At 35.7% G+C, this 16,915-nt stretch carries 16 protein-coding genes; 9 read left to right on the forward strand and 7 right to left on the reverse strand.

The window, feature by feature from the left end; genetic code table 11:
- Positions 1–15 precede the first annotated feature (15 nt).
- Positions 16–1,257: an MFS transporter gene (locus ACTSKG_RS19235; RefSeq protein WP_464756128.1), complete on the reverse strand. Its 1,242-nt coding sequence runs from the start codon at positions 1,255–1,257 to the stop codon at positions 16–18.
- Between the two features lie 138 nt (positions 1,258–1,395).
- Between ACTSKG_RS19235 and ACTSKG_RS19240 the strand changes: the two genes are divergently transcribed.
- Together ACTSKG_RS19240 and ACTSKG_RS19245 are read left to right on the forward strand one after the other, a co-directional pair.
- Positions 1,396–2,151 carry a peptidylprolyl isomerase gene (locus ACTSKG_RS19240; RefSeq protein ID WP_464756129.1) on the forward strand — a complete coding sequence of 252 codons (756 nt, stop codon included), beginning with the start codon at positions 1,396–1,398 and terminating at the stop codon, positions 2,149–2,151.
- 17 nt (positions 2,152–2,168) lie between these two features.
- On the forward strand, positions 2,169–2,396 hold the full coding sequence (locus tag ACTSKG_RS19245) for a hypothetical protein (protein ID WP_464756130.1): 228 nt from the start codon (positions 2,169–2,171) through the stop codon (positions 2,394–2,396).
- 69 nt (positions 2,397–2,465) lie between these two features.
- Here ACTSKG_RS19245 and ACTSKG_RS19250 read toward each other — a convergent pair whose 3' ends face one another.
- The gene (locus ACTSKG_RS19250; RefSeq protein ID WP_464756131.1) at positions 2,466–3,635 is read right to left on the reverse strand and encodes a MalY/PatB family protein; all 1,170 of its coding nucleotides are present in this window, start codon (positions 3,633–3,635) and stop codon (positions 2,466–2,468) included.
- 76 nt (positions 3,636–3,711) lie between these two features.
- Here ACTSKG_RS19250 and ACTSKG_RS19255 point away from each other — a divergent pair, with 76 nt between their 5' ends.
- The gene (locus tag ACTSKG_RS19255; RefSeq protein WP_464756132.1) at positions 3,712–3,972 is read left to right on the forward strand and encodes a DUF1871 family protein; all 261 of its coding nucleotides are present in this window, start codon (positions 3,712–3,714) and stop codon (positions 3,970–3,972) included.
- A 35-nt stretch (positions 3,973–4,007) separates the two neighbouring features.
- Here ACTSKG_RS19255 and ACTSKG_RS19260 read toward each other — a convergent pair whose 3' ends face one another.
- Positions 4,008–4,220: a helix-turn-helix domain-containing protein gene (locus ACTSKG_RS19260; protein ID WP_464756133.1), complete on the reverse strand. Its 213-nt coding sequence runs from the start codon at positions 4,218–4,220 to the stop codon at positions 4,008–4,010.
- A gap of 850 nt (positions 4,221–5,070) precedes the next feature.
- Positions 5,071–6,405, reverse strand: a complete 1,335-nt coding sequence (locus ACTSKG_RS19265) for a sodium-dependent transporter (protein WP_464756134.1) — start codon at positions 6,403–6,405, stop codon at positions 5,071–5,073.
- A 305-nt stretch (positions 6,406–6,710) separates the two neighbouring features.
- On the opposite strand from ACTSKG_RS19265, the gene ACTSKG_RS19270 reads away from it, so the two are divergent.
- Complete coding sequence (locus tag ACTSKG_RS19270; protein ID WP_464756135.1) at positions 6,711–6,911, forward strand: hypothetical protein; 201 nt, start codon at positions 6,711–6,713, stop codon at positions 6,909–6,911.
- Positions 6,912–6,997: 86 nt separating this feature from the next.
- Positions 6,998–7,372, forward strand: a complete 375-nt coding sequence (gene yugI, locus ACTSKG_RS19275; protein ID WP_464756136.1) for a S1 domain-containing post-transcriptional regulator GSP13 — start codon at positions 6,998–7,000, stop codon at positions 7,370–7,372.
- A gap of 512 nt (positions 7,373–7,884) precedes the next feature.
- Here yugI and ACTSKG_RS19280 read toward each other — a convergent pair.
- Positions 7,885–9,192 carry a sigma 54-interacting transcriptional regulator gene (locus ACTSKG_RS19280; RefSeq protein ID WP_464756137.1) on the reverse strand — a complete coding sequence of 436 codons (1,308 nt, stop codon included), beginning with the start codon at positions 9,190–9,192 and terminating at the stop codon, positions 7,885–7,887.
- Positions 9,193–9,328: 136 nt separating this feature from the next.
- On the opposite strand from ACTSKG_RS19280, the gene pruA reads away from it, so the two are divergent.
- The 4 genes from pruA to ACTSKG_RS19300 all read left to right on the forward strand — a co-directional run bounded on the left by pruA (position 9,329) and on the right by ACTSKG_RS19300 (position 14,719).
- Positions 9,329–10,873 (forward strand): L-glutamate gamma-semialdehyde dehydrogenase, encoded by a 1,545-nt coding sequence (gene pruA / locus ACTSKG_RS19285; RefSeq protein WP_464756138.1) that lies wholly within the window; start codon positions 9,329–9,331, stop codon positions 10,871–10,873.
- A gap of 76 nt (positions 10,874–10,949) precedes the next feature.
- Positions 10,950–12,143 (forward strand): ornithine--oxo-acid transaminase, encoded by a 1,194-nt coding sequence (locus ACTSKG_RS19290; protein WP_464756139.1) that lies wholly within the window; start codon positions 10,950–10,952, stop codon positions 12,141–12,143.
- A gap of 81 nt (positions 12,144–12,224) precedes the next feature.
- The gene (locus ACTSKG_RS19295; RefSeq protein WP_387585730.1) at positions 12,225–13,469 is read left to right on the forward strand and encodes a Glu/Leu/Phe/Val family dehydrogenase; all 1,245 of its coding nucleotides are present in this window, start codon (positions 12,225–12,227) and stop codon (positions 13,467–13,469) included.
- A gap of 86 nt (positions 13,470–13,555) precedes the next feature.
- Positions 13,556–14,719, forward strand: a complete 1,164-nt coding sequence (locus ACTSKG_RS19300) for an iron-containing alcohol dehydrogenase (protein ID WP_464756140.1) — start codon at positions 13,556–13,558, stop codon at positions 14,717–14,719.
- Between the two features lie 24 nt (positions 14,720–14,743).
- On the opposite strand, the gene ACTSKG_RS19305 is transcribed toward ACTSKG_RS19300, so the two are convergent.
- Positions 14,744–15,733 (reverse strand): cation diffusion facilitator family transporter, encoded by a 990-nt coding sequence (locus ACTSKG_RS19305; protein WP_464756141.1) that lies wholly within the window; start codon positions 15,731–15,733, stop codon positions 14,744–14,746.
- Between the two features lie 16 nt (positions 15,734–15,749).
- Entirely contained in the window at positions 15,750–16,469 is a 720-nt protein-coding gene (locus tag ACTSKG_RS19310; protein ID WP_464756142.1) for an MgtC/SapB family protein, read from the reverse strand.
- Between the last annotated feature and the right edge of the window lie 446 nt (positions 16,470–16,915).

The raw sequence follows: 16,915 nt of genomic DNA on the forward strand, positions 1-16,915 counted from the left end.
TTTGACTCCAATTCCTTATGAGCTAGGTGCTTTTTCATGCATTTCTTCTTCTAATAAGACATCCTCAAAATCTTGGACAGGTTTCTTACTTGCAAAATAAATAATAAAAAATGCAATTAAGAATAAAGCACCTGTTACAAAGAAAACCGAAGAAATTCCTATATATCCACTGACGAAACCACCAAACATTGGCCCAATTATATTTCCTAAAAAACGAAAACTGGTGTTATAGCCCATTAATTCTCCTTGCACTTCAATGGGAGCTTCCCGTCTAATAAGTGCAGTTGTAATGGGGATTAGTCCACCTGAAGCAATACCGAATAGAAGACGGAGAACAATGAGTTGCCATAAATCAGTTACAAAAGCCATTGGAACAATGAAAATAAAAGCAATTATAAGAAGTGCAGATAACACTTTTTCGTATCCAATTGAATCTCCTAGTTTTCCCCATATTCTCGCAAATAATAAGCTACCTACACCTGTTGCACTAAACGTTATTCCTGCAAGGAAAGCGACTTCATTGGAATTTGTTAAATGAGAAACGTATAAAGATAAAAGTGGTTGAATACTAAATAATCCGATTTGTATAAGAGAAGTGATCATTAGTACATTCAATATCAAACGGTGATGAAATATACCTGAGATAACCGTTTTTCTAGAATATTCATGATCGCCTTTTTTCTTTTCTTTTCTTAATTCTTGTACTCCGAAAATAACTAGTAGTGCGGCAGCAGTTACAGCGCTAGCCGTAATAATAAATGTATATTGAAATCCAAACGTATCAGCTAAAAACCCACCGATTACTGGACCAAATAAGGTTCCAGAAACACTTCCCATTTGCAACGTTCCCATCGTTTTCCCAGCAATATTCTTAGGAGTTTGCGAACTAATAAATGCGAGTGAAGTTGGGATAAATCCGGTAACGATTCCCATAAATAAACGAAGCACAAAGAAAGCTTCCACTGAATGGACAAATCCCATTAGTAGCACACTAATCGCAATGCCGAATCCATTAATAATTAGGATAGGCTTGTACCCATATTTATCAGCTATTCGTCCCCATATAGGAGACATAATGAATGCAGAAACAAAAGTAGCTCCAAAAATAAGTCCAGCCCATTTCTGGGTATATGCATCGGAAAAATCACCCATTGTTTTAATGTATAGAGATAAAAATGGCATTATCATCGTCATCGTTCCAGATACTAAAAAGTTTGAAAAAAACATAATGATAAAATTTCTTTTTTGTACGCTCACCCAAATCCCTTCTTTCTATTTGTTGCGTACTTTCTAGTTCTTCCTATTATAGGACATTTCGTGAAGCTAAGAAAGTTAGATACTTTGTCACTGAAAAACGCTTTTCATTATGGTAAACTAATTTGGGGTGAATGATTCATGAAGAAAATCATTTTTTTATGTTTAATAATTGCTGTATTAAGCTTAGGTGCATGCGGGAAAAAAACTACTGAAACGATAAAAGATGTTGCATCAACAGAGAATGAAACTGAAACAAACGTAGATCATACAGAAGACAAAACAACAATTCAAGAAGGAGAGAAAATAATGTATCCACAACTTTCAACAGAAGTTGCTTCCAACGAAGCATTAGTTATTATGAACACATCAATGGGATCTATTAAAATTAAGTTGTTCCCAGAACTAGCTCCTAAAACAGTTGAAAACTTTTTAACACATGCAGAAAATGGATATTATAACGGTATCATTTTCCATCGTGTAATTGAGGATTTTATGATTCAAGGCGGAGATCCGACGGGAACTGGTATGGGTGGAGAAAGTATATACGGTCAAGAATTTGAAGATGAATTTTCGATGAATCTATTTAATTTAAGAGGGGCACTTTCTATGGCAAATGCTGGGCCTAACACGAATGGTAGTCAATTTTTTATCGTTCAAGCATCTGAAGCACCAGCATCTGTAGAACAATTGAAATCAAAAGGATGGCCAGAGGAGATTGCAGAAGCATATGTAAAAATGGGGGGAACTCCTCATTTGGATCAGAAGCACACTGTATTTGGACAGGTCATCGATGGAATGGATGTTGTTGACAAAATCGCAGCAGTAGATAAAGGTGCAAAGGACAAGCCACTTGAAGATGTTACTATTGATTCGATTGAAATTGTGCAAAAATAAATAGGGAAGTGTTCGAGATGTTTTATTTTTTACAGCTAGGTTTTTTATACTTATATTTTCCAGAAGACAAACGAGAATACATTCCTGTTGTGATTGAATTATTTATACTAATAGGTATTTGCATACTACTATTTAGATGGTTAATGAAAAAATCTAATAGAGATGCAGAGAAAGCTAGAGAAATAGAAGCAAAAGTAATGCTAGCTAAAAAAGAACAAATGGAAAAGGATTCAACTCAAAACTGAGTTGAATCCTTTTATAATGCTATAAGAAAGTATGTGCTCTTTACCCATTTGCATGGCGCTTGGGCTATTCTATGTTAATGCTTTGATAAATCGTGCGACTCCATCTTCTACAGTCACTCTCGGGCAAGCTACATTCATACGTAAAAAACCATTTCCAGATTCCCCGTATTTTGTACCTGGCTCTAGTGCTAGCTTTCCTTTAGTTAAAAGAAGTTCCATCACTTCCTTTTCAGATAATCCAGTGTCGCGATAGTCAATCCACAATAAATAGGTACCCTCTGGTTTCGACACTTTTATCCCATTTACTTTGGTTGTTAATTCATTCACAACGTAATCCATATTTGACGATACAATTTTTAAAAGTTCCTCAAGCCAAGCTTCACCATATTCATAAGCGGCTTGAAATGCGGTCAAAGAGAAGATGTTCAATTCCATTTGTCCTCGCATCAATGCTTGTTCCTCTAGTACTTTTCTTTTTTGATCATCTGGAACAATAATTGTAGCAGCTTGTATTCCGGCTAAGTTAAACGTCTTTGTAGGTGCAAAGAAAGTAATAATATTATTAGGATTTTCTGCAACCGATAAAATAGGAATATGCTTGTTTGGTTTAAAAACTAAATCGCAGTGGATTTCATCTGACAACACTAAAACATTATTACTTTGACATAGTGCAGCTATTTTTGTTAAGTCTTCCTTACTCCACACTTTTCCGCCTGGGTTATGCGGGCTACAAAGAATAAATGCTTTTACTCCAGATTTTAATTTTGCTTCAAATGCTTCAAAATCGATTTCTAATGAGCCATCTTGTTCGATAAGTCTACAAGTTTCAACAACTCTCCCTAGTTTTTCAGGGACACTTGTAAAAGGGGGATATACCGGTGTCTGTATAAGGACTTTGTCTCCTACTTCTGTAAAAGCTTCAATAACTGCTGCTATTGATGGAATAACCCCTTGCTGAAATAAGATCCATTTATTTTCAATTTTCAATTGATGCTTTTTTTGTAACCAGTTGGTAAGAGCTGCTTTTGTTTCTTCTGGTGCCAAAGAGTAACCAAAAACAGGATGGTTCAAACGATTATGTAGTGCATCGGTAATAGATGAAGGAATCGCAAAATCCATGTCTGCAATCCACATTGGAAGTACTTCGGATGCATCTGGGATTGAATAAATCTCTTCTACTAAATCCCACTTTACTGAATGTGTATTGCGTCTTTGGAAAACAGTTGTAAAATCAGACAAATTAATTACCTCTTTCAATTTAAGATTATTATGTTATTATAACCCTAACTAATAAAAACTAGTAAGGTGAAAATTTATGGACTCAATTGAAATGAATCGAAAAGCTGTTTGGACATTACAAGAATGGGACCCATTCGAAATAGGTGTCGATAGGTATGACGCAGAAGCAGCAGATGTGGTTGCAGATCTTCAAACTATTGATCATCCGTCTGAATTGGCAAAACGTATTCAAACTATTTATGAACATTCGTTTGAACAATGGATTCCACTCGAAAAATGTGTGGAAATTTCGTACAAATTAATCGCTTTAAAATATGAGATGAAATGCATTATCTAAAAAGAAAAAGCTTTCGGTTGAGAAACCGAAAGCTTTTATGCGTTTTGAAGACCGTCTAATAAATTTGAAGCAGGTACTTCTAATGCATTTGATAGTTTAAGTATTGTTTGTACGGAAGGAGTTTCATTGCCAGCTTCATAAGCTTCAAGCTTTCCAGTACCAATTCTTGTTTTTAGTGCTAGAGTTTCTAATGAAATGTTGCGTTCTTCTCTTAATTGACGTAATTGTTCATGTAATTCTTTTTTCATATTACATCCATCCTTTCAAAGAAGTCTTAAGGTATTAGTATACTATATCACAAACTTTTTAGAACATCATTTTTGAAAGAACGAGACAAATATTTTTTAAAATATCAATTTCAGGTGAAGATTGTATATGCTCCCCAAATTAGCATAATGCATTCAATATGCGCTTAATGGGCGCTTTGCCGTGGTTTTGCTTACAGAATAAGATATTATATGGATTATCGTCCTGGAAACTGTGTTCATAGTACTTTAAAGAATTAAATAGTGCCGTGGATTTTCGTTTCAGGTGGGCGCGTTCCGCGGGGTGAGCGATGAGCCATCACCGCCGCTTTCGCGTTCGTTGTGATGGTTCATCTGTCTCCGAGGAACGAAGGCTAAGAGCACCACATCGTGTGGCAACGCCTTCGTGACCAACATCCTGTTGGCCTCCGTCCGGAGTCGCCACCTTTCACTACATTCCACAGAGCAAATAAGAAAGACAATATGCTTCATCGAAATAATAAACTAGTGCTTTTTTGTTTGTCCATATAGAAGCGGAACCAGTAAAAATAGGTAGGGATTTAAGGTAGAGAAGGGAAGAGCTTCCGAAATGGTATCTTCGGAAGCTTTTAAAAGGGTAGGAAAGTATTTTTTCTCTAATTATCCAAATCAAACGCATCATGTCCTCACAAATTCCAAGAGGGCGACGGATAAACATTCGCCACAAGATTAACGAAAAAGTGGAGCGGGAAGTGGCGCAGTCACTTCCCGCTCTAAAAATTCCTCCGGTAATAGTGTAGCAAATGTTTCGTCCAAAGCACTCGGAAATTATTGAAGAACAAGATAATCTTAAAGGACGTTTGCGTTTTTTTTATTAAAACAATTTAATTATTCCTTGAATAAAAACGATTATAATGGCGATTGGAGCAGCGTATCTAACAATAAAATGCCATGCGTGTAAAAGGAAATTATTAAGCATCAACTCTTTAGAAAGTTCCGATTTTGATAGTATAAATCCAGCAAATAACGAGATAAATAAAGCTCCTAGTGGTAATCCAAAACTGCTTGTGATGAAATCTGCAAAATCAAAAATGGACATTCCTAAAATGTGAATATCCGATAATACTCCAAAAGATAAAGCACTAGGAATACCTACTAAAAAGATAAAGAACCCATATATCCATGCTGCGCGTTTTCTTCGGTCATACTTTGATTTGATCCCAATTGAAACAACTATTTCTAGCATACTGATAGAAGAAGTGAGCGTTGCAAATAATAACAAAATAAAAAACAATATTAAGAAAAACTGACCAAATATTATTTGCTTAAACACAGCTGGTAAAATGATAAATACTAATCCAGGACCCGAATCTGGGGAGAAACCAAGAGCAAAAACTGCAGGGAAAATTACAAGACCAGCCATAATGGAAATTCCAATATTAAGTAGAGATACACTGAGAGACGAACTACCTAAATTGGTCTCTTTTGGTAAATAGGATGCATATGTAATCATAGCTGAAACACCGACACTTAATGAAAAGAATGCTTGCCCTAATGCAAGTAATGCAGTTTTCCAAGTGAAATATGACCAATCAGGAACAAAGAGAAACTTGACTCCTTCCATGGCCCCTTCTAGTGTTAAGGAACGAATTGCTAATACTACAAAGAATATAAGGAGAAGGGGCATCATCCATTTACTTGCCTTCTCAATTCCACTTTTAATACCACCAGAGACAATCCAAATCGTTAAAAATATGAATACACCTTGTCCAATCAATACTTCTAGAGGGTTAGAAATAACTGAACTAAAAAGGTCCTCATAGAACGATTCGCTTGTACCATTTAAACTAAACGTGATTGCTCTCATTAAATAAGATAAAATCCATCCACCAACAACACTGTAAAAGGATAATATGATAAAAGAAAAGATAAACCCTGACCAACCAACTATAAACCAGGGCTTCCCAGGTGCTAGTTTTTTAAATCCAGTTACCGGATCAGCTTGCCCTTTTCTTCCTATAATAAATTCTGCAAGTAAAATAGGAAGACCAATTAAAATTGTACATACGATAAAAAGTATTACGAACACACTACCCCCATTTGTTCCTGCCATATAGGGGAACTTCCAAATCGCGCCTAAGCCGATAGCACTTCCAGCAGCAGCTAATATAAAACCTATCTTCGATCCAAAATGATCTCTTTTTTCCAAAGTAATTCCTCCTTTTGTAGGACTGTCTTATTGTACACGAGGTTTTAATATAAATGTATCCGTAATTGTGAAACATAATTGAACTATCTTTCGTAACACCTATATAGAGAGAGTGAGGGGGAGCAATGTCAGAATTCGAACTTATCGAGCGAGCGCAGACTCATGATCAAACAGTTTTGAAAGATGCCAAACCAGAAGAAATTGTTGGATTATATTATTATTGTTCACAACTAGAAGATGAATAATCGAAATATGAACTCTATATTAAAGATGATCAATATTATCAAATTCCGAAAGAAGAATATATGAATGCTCCACATGAAAAAGTACTGGATTTAAGTAAGGAGTTTTCTTCTCTACGTTTTGAACAACGCTCTAATCAAGAGGGATATGTAATTTTAACCCTCCATCCAGAACGTACACTTAATTTGGAAGATACCGAAATTGGATTTGGAGTTATCCAAACAGAAAACGGTTGGCGAGCAGCCTTTATGCCAACCCAGTGATTTTTGCTCGCTCTCTTTCTACTATGTTATAATTTAACATGACCGTTAGGGTAGATACGAACATAGACGAGTAGGGAGTGAACAAGATGATCAAAGATTTTACGGTAGGAGATGTTGTTAAGGGAAAAGTTACTGGCATACAACCTTATGGCGCATTCGTCAGTTTAGATGAAGAAACGCAGGGACTTGTGCATATTTCTGAAATAACTTACGGCTATGTGAAAGAAGTAGGTGAATTTTTAACAGTAGGTCAAGAAGTAGAAGTAAAAATTCTAGAAGTAGATCATGAATCAGGGAAGATAAGTTTGTCCATTCGGGAACTACAAGAAAAACCTGCTATTCCTAAAAAAGATGATAAGCCACGTAAAACACTTCAAGCTCGAGTTGATGAGCATGATCAAGAAGGGTTTAACACATTAAAAGAGAAATTAGCAGGTTGGATTAAACAATCAATCCGATAATAAATGAAAAAGGGGACTCTGGGAGTTGTACAAAAACGACAAAACTCAGGTTCCTTTTTTGTGGTTTTGCAAATTTGAAAGAACCTTAAAGTGTTTCCGCCTTTTCGATTTGAAAAAAAGTATCACTTTTTTTTCACAGTATCTCCATATGAGTCGTAATTCTTAGCAAAAATAAGCAAGGAACGCATGGTAAAAAAGTGAAAAGTTCTCGAAATTCCATCTTCGGGAACTTGCAACCTACGTAGAACGGCAACTATTCTCTCATTCTCCAAAAAAGCATTTTTCTCTTGAGCGTTTTAGCGAAGCGACGGACAAATATCCACAACAAGATTACCGAAAAAGGGATGGGTGGAAGTGACGCAGTCACTTCCACCCATCCCTATTCAACTGTTATGATGTGGTGATCATTTCGTCCAAAGCGACCGAAAACGTACAGATGAAATGGAGAATTTTACGCTTTACTACCAAGTATATTTTGTAAGAAAATTGTTAATACACCTGTGACTTTCATCTTATTTCTTCATTTTTCTAAGTCGGTATTGTAAATTTTGGCGACTCATACCTAATGCTTCTGCTGCTTTTGTAATGTTCCCATCATATTTATCTAATGCTTTTTGTAAATAGTACGTCTCTGCTTCTCTAAGGTATTCATCTAATGGCAACATGTCTTTTTCAGAAGTTACAACAAAATCCTCTGCTTTTTTAGTTGTTTCATTAAAATCTTGTACCTTTAACTTGAAATGAAGAGGTAACATATCAAATTTCAACACTTGCTCTGTAGTTATCATGGAACTAATTTCATCTAATAGTAGTTCCAGTTCCTTCAAGTTTCCTGGCCATTCGTATGTTAAAAATGCTTGAATGACTTCTTCTTCAATTTCATTAATAGTGGAACCATAACGATTGAGGTATCGATTAAAATAATCATGTGTAAAAGGTAAAATATCATCTGTACGATTACGAAGTGCTGGGATTGTAATAGTTACCGTTGCAAAGTAATAATAAAGTTCTTTGCTTAATTTGTTTGTTGATATTAAGTCGATAGGATCTTGACCGATACTGGCGATGAATAAATTATCCCCACTTTTATTTGAGTTTAAAATTTGCAAAAGCTGATTTTGTAATTCTAGGGATAATAGATCGATTCTTTCACAAAATATTGTACAGTTTGTGATATGTTCTAGCTCTTTTTTAAATTTGTTAATTAAGTGTTTATCCGAACTATGGCAAAAAAGGGAAATAAATTGATTGTTCGCGGGAGATAGTTGATTGTGTATTCCCTCAGCAATTAAGTCTTTTCCAGTACCAGCTTCCCCAATTAATAATACAGGCATTCGAACATGAGCGGCTTTTAGTGATCGCTCTAATACTTCTTGCATGGATTGGGAAACGGCTGTAACGGTAGAAAGGGTGATTGGTTCATTGTACCGTTTCAGTGGTTGGTAAATTAGTCTTTCTAATGCAGTAATATCTCTAGAAAATTCAACTGCTCCAATAAGTTCCCCTTCTACCAAAACAGGGTAGGTATCATTAATAGTAGTTATTTCCTGCCCATTTCGATTCCAATAAGTCTGTTTAACGCGTAAAACAGGTTCACCACTATGAAGAACTTTTAACAAAGTACTATCCTGTTGTTCAAATTGAAAAAGTTCTAATATAGTTCGATCTACTACATCAACAGAATTTAAACCTTCTATTTCTTTCATTTTTTCGTTATAAATGACTGTTTTTCCTGTAATATCGACTGCGTGGATACCTACAGCCACATGTTCGCTAGCGAATTTATAAAAAGGAAGAAGTTTAACTAATTTCAAGTTCATTTGGCTCACCTCAAAAAAAATTTCGACATTTTAGAATTTAATACTTGAAAAACGCAACAATCTTTTGCATTATTATATATGTAAACGGATTAAAAGAGCAAATAATTTTTGCACTAAATTTTAAGGAGGATTTTACATGATAGATTATAAACATGAAGCATTCACAGATTTCTCTAAAGAAGAGAACAAAAAAGCGATCAAAGAAGGATATAAAGTAGTTGAAGCATACCTTGGTGAAGAGTACCCGTTAATCGTTGGCGGTGAAAGAATTACTACAGAAGGTAAAATTACTTCTTATAACCCAGCAAATAAAGAGCAAGTTGTAGGTGTTGTTTCAAAAGCAACTAAAGATATTGCATCTAAAGCGATGGATATTGCAGACGAAACCTTTAATACATGGAAAAAAGTAAAACCAGAAGTACGTGCAGACGTTCTTTTCAAAGCAGCAGCTATTATTCGCCGTCGCAAATTCGAGTTTTCTGCTCTTTTATCTAAAGAAGCGGGTAAAACTTGGGTTGAGTCTGATGTAGAAGTAGCAGAAGGAATTGACTTCTTAGAATATTATGGCCGCGAAATGCTACGTTTAAAAGATGGAGCTCCAGTACAAAGTCGTCCAGGTGAATATAATCGTTATGACTACATTCCATTAGGTGTAGCTGTTGTTATTTCTCCATGGAACTTCCCGTTTGCAATTATGGCTGGTACTACAGTTGCAGCAGTGGTAGCAGGTAACACAGTGCTATTAAAACCAGCTTCAACAACTCCAGTTGTTTCTTACAAATTTGTTGAAGTATTAGAAGAAGCTGGTTTACCTGCAGGTGTAGTAAACTTCATCCCTGGTTCTGGTGCAGAAATCGGTGATTTCTTAGTTGAACACCCACGTACACGTCTAATCAGCTTCACAGGTTCTCGCGATGTTGGTTTAGGAATCGTTGAAAAATCGTCTAAATTGGCTCCTGGTCAAATCTGGATCAAACGTTCTATCCTTGAAATGGGTGGTAAAGATACAATCGTAGTAGATAAAGAAGCTGACCTAGAATTAGCTGCTCAATCTATTGTGAAATCTGCTTTCGGATTTAGCGGTCAAAAATGTTCTGCTTGTTCACGTGCAGTAATTGTAGAAGATGTATATGATCAAGTAGTAAGCCGTGTAGAAGAATTAACAAATAATTTAACTGTTGGTGTTCCTGATAATGACGAGCACTTTGTTGGTCCTGTTATCGATGGAGGTTCATACAAGAAAATTATGAGCTATATCGAAATTGGTAAAGAAGAAGGACGTTTAGTTACAGGTGGTACTGGTGACGATTCAAAAGGATTCTTCATCCAACCAACAGTAATTGCTGACCTTTCACCAACTGCTCGCATTATGCAAGAAGAAATCTTTGGACCAGTTGTTGGTATTACAAAAGCAAAAGATTTCAACGAAGCGATTGAAATTGCAAATAACACGGAGTATGGCTTAACAGGTGCTGTTATTACAAATAACCGTATGAACTTAGAAAAAGCACGTGAAGAATTCCATGTTGGAAATCTTTACTTCAACCGTGGATGTACAGGTGCAATTGTTGGTTACCAACCTTTTGGTGGATTTAACATGTCTGGTACAGATTCAAAAGCTGGTGGTCCAGACTATATTCAACTTCATATGCAAGCAAAATCAACTTCAGAGATGCTTTAATACGGAATAATTTAAAAGGGTAGACCATCGTGTAGATGTGTCTACCAACTATTTTAAAAAAGAGGAGTATGAATCCATGACAATTTCACAACAAGTTATTGAACAAACTAATAAATTTGGTGCAAATAACTATAACCCACTTCCAATCGTTGTTTCAGAAGCAGAAGGAGTTTGGGTTAAAGATCCAGAAGGAAACAAATACATGGATATGCTTTCTGCTTATTCTGCAGTTAACCAAGGACATCGTCATCCAAAAATCATTCAAGCTCTGAAAGATCAAGCTGATCGTGTAACTTTAACTTCTCGTGCATTCCATAATGACCAATTAGGTCCATGGTATGAAAAAGTTAGCAAATTAACAGGTAAAGAAATGGTATTACCAATGAATACTGGTGCTGAAGCTGTTGAAACTGCACTAAAAGCAGCTCGTAGATGGGCTTATGATGTAAAAGGTGTAGAAGCAGATCAAGCTGAAATCATTGCATGTATAGGAAATTTCCATGGTCGTACAATGGGAGCTGTGTCATTGTCATCTGATCCTGAATATAAACGCGGATTTGGACCAATGTTACCAGGTATCAAATTAGTTCCTTATGGTGACTTAGAAGCACTTAAATCAGCAATTACACCGAATACTGCTGCTTTTATCATTGAGCCTATTCAAGGGGAAGCTGGAATTCTTATTCCTCCAACTGGTTTCTTAAAATCTGCACTTGAATTATGTCGTGAAAGCAATGTGTTGTTTATCGCGGATGAAATTCAAGCTGGTCTTGGTCGTACTGGTAAAATGTTTGCATGTGAGTGGGAAGAAGTAAATCCTGATATGTACATTTTAGGTAAAGCACTTGGTGGTGGAGTATTCCCAATCTCTTGTATCGTTGCTGATAATAATATTTTAAGTGTATTTAATCCAGGTTCTCACGGTTCAACATTTGGTGGAAATCCAATGGCATGTGCTGTTTCAATAGCAGCTCTTGAAGTTTTAGAAGACGAAAAGTTAGCTGATCGTTCACTAGAATTAGGGAATTATTTCATGGATGCATTAAAAGAAATTAAACATCCTTCTATTAAAGAAGTTCGTGGTCGTGGATTGTTTATCGGTATGGAATTGACTGAAGAAGCCCGTCCTTACTGTGAAGCTCTAAAAGAACTAGGATTATTATGTAAAGAAACACATGATACAGTAATCCGCTTTGCTCCACCTCTGATTATCTCTAAAGAGGAATTAGACTGGGCTATTGAAAAAATTAAAAAAGTATTCAATAATTAATATTTGTTAAACAAATATGTGTAACTATATGTTACAATTGTTCCGAATAAAACATTATGAATAAAGAGGCGAAATAATCAAATGGCTGATAATTTAAACCTGTTCACATCAACTCAGGCTGTCATTCAAGAGGCTCTGCACAAATTAGGTTATGACGAAGCGATGTATGAACTACTAAAAGAACCACTTAGAATGTTAGAAGTACGAATTCCAGTTAAAATGGATGATAACACAGTAAAAGTATTCACTGGTTATCGTGCACAACATAATGATGCAGTTGGTCCTACTAAAGGTGGAGTTCGTTTTCATCCAGGTGTAACACCTGACGAAATGAAGGCACTTTCTATGTGGATGACTCTAAAAGCTGGGATTGTTGATCTTCCATATGGCGGAGGTAAAGGTGGAGTTGTTTGTGACCCACGTGAAATGTCAATGGGAGAAATTGAACGCTTAAGCCGTGGATACGTTAGAGCTGTTGGACAAATAGTTGGACCAACTAAAGATATCCCAGCACCAGACGTTTTTACTAATGCACAAATTATGGCATGGATGATGGATGAATATAGCCGTATGGACCAATTCAACTCACCTGGTTTCATTACTGGTAAACCAATTGTACTTGGTGGATCTCAAGGACGTGACCGTGCTACAGCACAAGGTGTAACAATTATTATTAACGAAGCTGCGAAAAAACGTGACATTGATATGCAAGGTGCACGTGTTGTTATTCAAGGCTTTGGTAACGCTGGAAGTTTCCTTGCTAAATTCTTGAACGATCAAGGTGCAAAAGTTATTGCAATTTCGGATGCTTACGGTGCTTTACACGATCCAAACGGTTTAGATATCGATTATTTATTGGATCGTCGTGATAGCTTTGGTACTGTTACTACTTTGTTTGAAAATACAATTTCTAACCAAGAGTTATTAGAATTAGACTGCGATATTCTAGTTCCAGCTGCAATTGAAAACCAAATCACAGCTGACAATGCTCACAATATTAAAGCTAAAATTGTAGTTGAAGCTGCAAATGGTCCTACTACAACAGAAGCTACTAAAATTCTTTACGATAGAGGTATTTTATTAGTTCCTGACGTACTAGCAAGTGCTGGTGGAGTAACAGTGTCATATTTTGAATGGGTTCAAAATAACCAAGGTTACTACTGGACTGAAGAAGAAGTAAACGACAAACTTGTTGCAAAAATGGTTGATGCATTTGAAAATATTTATGAAGTAGCTACTACTCGTAATATCGATATGCGTTTAGCCGCTTATATGGTTGGTGTACGTAGAACTGCTGAAGCTTCACGTTTCCGCGGTTGGGTATAAGACAAACACTCTAATAAGTTGAACCGCTTGTATTTTACAAGCGGTTTTTTTATGATTAAAAAGAGAGAACAGAGGAGGATGTCTAGATGAATGCATTTTCATTTTATAATCCGGTAAAGTTAATTTTCGGTAAAGGCCAAATGGAACAACTAAAAGAAGAAATTTCTCAATATGGCAAAAAGGTCCTTGTTGTATATGGCGGTGGAAGTATCAAGAAAAATGGTATATACAATCAAGTGATGTCAGCTCTAAATGAAGTAGGAATGGAAATCTTTGAATTAGCTGGTGTTGAGCCAAATCCTAGATTATCTACTGCAAAACGAGGAGCAGATCTTTGTAAAAAAGAAGGTATCGAAGTTATATTAGCTGTTGGTGGTGGCTCTGTGATTGATTGTACAAAACTCATCGCTGCTGCTGCAAAGTATGATGGAAATCCATGGGATTTTGTTACTAAAAAAGAATTTCCTGAAGAGGCGCTTCCATTCGGGACAATCTTAACACTAGCAGCTACTGGCTCTGAGATGAATGCTGGTTCTGTAATTACTAATGAAGAAACACAGGAAAAATATGGCTGGGGTAATCCGTTAGTTTATCCAAAGTTTTCGATTCTTGATCCAGTAAATACATTTTCAGTACCGTTAGATCAAACCGTATATGGAATTGTTGATATGATGTCTCATATGTTTGAGCAATATTACCATAATGCAACGAATACTCCGGTCCAAGATGAGATGATTGAAGGGGTTCTTCGCTCAGTTATCGAAACAGCTCCACAACTTGTCAAAGACTTGGAGAACTATGAACTACGTGAAACGATACTGTTTGCAGGTACATTAGGATTAAATGGCTTCTTACAAATGGGTTATAACGGAGACTGGGCAAGTCATAATATCGAACATGCAGTATCTGCTGTTTACGATATCCCTCATGCAGGAGGTTTGGCAATAATTTTCCCTAGATGGATGCGTCATAATGTTAAAGTAAATCCTGAACGATTTGCTAAACTAGCAACAAAGGTTTTTTTCGTAGATCCAACAGGGAAATCTTCAGAGGAAGTTGCTTATGAAGGTATCGACAGATTAGCTGATTTTTGGGCTTCATTAGAAGCACCAACTAGCTTAGCTGATTATCATATTGATGGTTCTAAAATTGACCTTATGGTTGAAAAAGCAATGATTAACGGAGAGTATGGTAACTTCAACAAACTAACTGCAGAAGATACAAAAGCCATTCTTACTGCATGCCTTTAAAAAAACACATGACTGAGCAGATGCTTAGTCATGTGTTTTTAATATCGTTTTTTTATCTTTATGATGCTTCCATTGTTTTATACCGTCATCTTCATCGAAGGCAATTGTTACATCAGTAACACTGTGCTGGTTTAAAATGAGTTCTTTTAAAACATCATGAATGTCATCTACTTCTGCAAATGATAATGTAGGATCTATTTCTACAACTAAGTTTACATGTAAAAATTCGCCTTCTTTTATTACTACTAACTCTTTTATATCTTTTACATGGATGTTTTCAGACACAATATGTGCAATGTGAACAAGCATTTGTTCATCTGTTTCACCAAGAGCACCTCTTGCATTATCAAGAAATACTTTTCCTACAACATAAAACATCATTAACCCAATTATTATAGAAGCAATTCCTTCTGCTTGTATGAAACCAGTGAAATGAGAAATTATTATTGCAGTAAAGGCCAAAATACCACCCAACGTAGCGACCATGTCTTCCATAAATACGAGTTTAGTTGCTGGTTTTGCTCGATTTAAATAAGAAAAGCTTGTTGTAATAGGTGCAAGAAAGGATCCCTTTATTCCATTTTCATGCAGTATTTCTTTTCCGGCCTTGTAAAGAACAGCTGATTCTAGAATAATTCCCAATCCTAAAACAATAAGGCTGATTAGTATTCCAGTAGAAGAAGTAGGATGTTGAACATGATGCCACCCTTCTTTAACAGTTTCATATGAAAGAATTCCTACTATTATTACAGCTCCTAAACATACTAAATTTATTAACCTTCCAAAACCATTTGGAAATCTAGGTGTAGGTGCTTTTTTAGATAAAGCAGATCCTGTATAAACGAAAAATTGGTTAGCAGCATCTCCAATAGAGTGCATCATTTCTGCAAACATGGCAACATTCCCAGTAAAAAAGAATGCACCTGCTTTTATCAAAGCGATTATTGTATTTACAATTGCTGCAGTTAAGGAGGACTTATTTCCACCCTTTAATAGTTTGAATATTTCTCGCATATTATTGCTCCTTTCACTAGATCGATGCAACTTCCATACGTTCAATGAAGTCTTCTTGTTTCATCATAAGATAAAAATCTACAGTATTTTTTTTAGTTAGAATAGATAAACGCATTTCCATTTCATGTTTCATTTCATTATCCTCCAAAATAACATCTTTAATTCGTATACTTTCTATATATACGTTATTATCCAATAAATACTGATAGACATCCGTAATGCTACGCTCATTTGGTACAAGCACCTTCATAGACAATTCTTTTGATCGTAATCGTTTTGGTCCAATTTTAGTAAGGAGAGGAGGTATTAATTCAATACCAATCAAAACTATACAAACAGATAGTGCAGCTTCAATATAGAATCCTGCGCCGACTGCTATACCAATTCCTCCAGCTCCCCAAATCATTGCAGCAGTTGTTAAACCTGTAATGCTATCATTACCCTTACGTAAAATGACACCCGCACCTAAAAACCCAATTCCACTTACAATTTGTGAAGCAAGACGTAGCGGATCCATTGTAATATTAATTCCTTCGCGTGGACTTGCTGTGTATGCAGTTTCAATGGAGATATACGTTAATAAACAACTAAAAGTTGCGATAACAATACTTGTTTTAAGCCCAACTGGTTTCTTCTTTAGTTCCCGTTCTATACCTATTATTAAACTTAATAATGCAGCTAAACATAATTTTAATACTATCTCGGTATTTCCTGTATACTGTTGAATATACTCCATGAAAAATTCCTCCACTATATTTATCTATTTAATGTATGTATCTAAATTAGTTATTAATATCATTCAAAATGGTTCCCTTTTAAATATTGATGTAAACAGGGTTATAGCTTCGATATGATTAAGAATAATATAATAGGTTTTTAATTGTGGGAAGATGCATATGATTTCCGTTTTATTAGCCAGAGTTCCTACTATATTAAATAACAAGAGGATTTGAGTTAGTTATATATGCAGACGAATTGTTGTTATATAGGGACTTGTAGACTCTTGCAAAGATAGGGAATTAGATAAAATATAAACTTCTTTAAAAAAGGGGTTGCTTTTTGTTTAAGTACTAAGTATACTAGTACTTGTCCTTCAGAAAGACAGACAAACATTTTAACGAAAAAAGATGTTGACAATGTTTCTGAAATGAGATATACTAATAAAGTCGCTAAAACGACGAC

The organism is Psychrobacillus syltrankelensis (assembly GCF_055454035.1).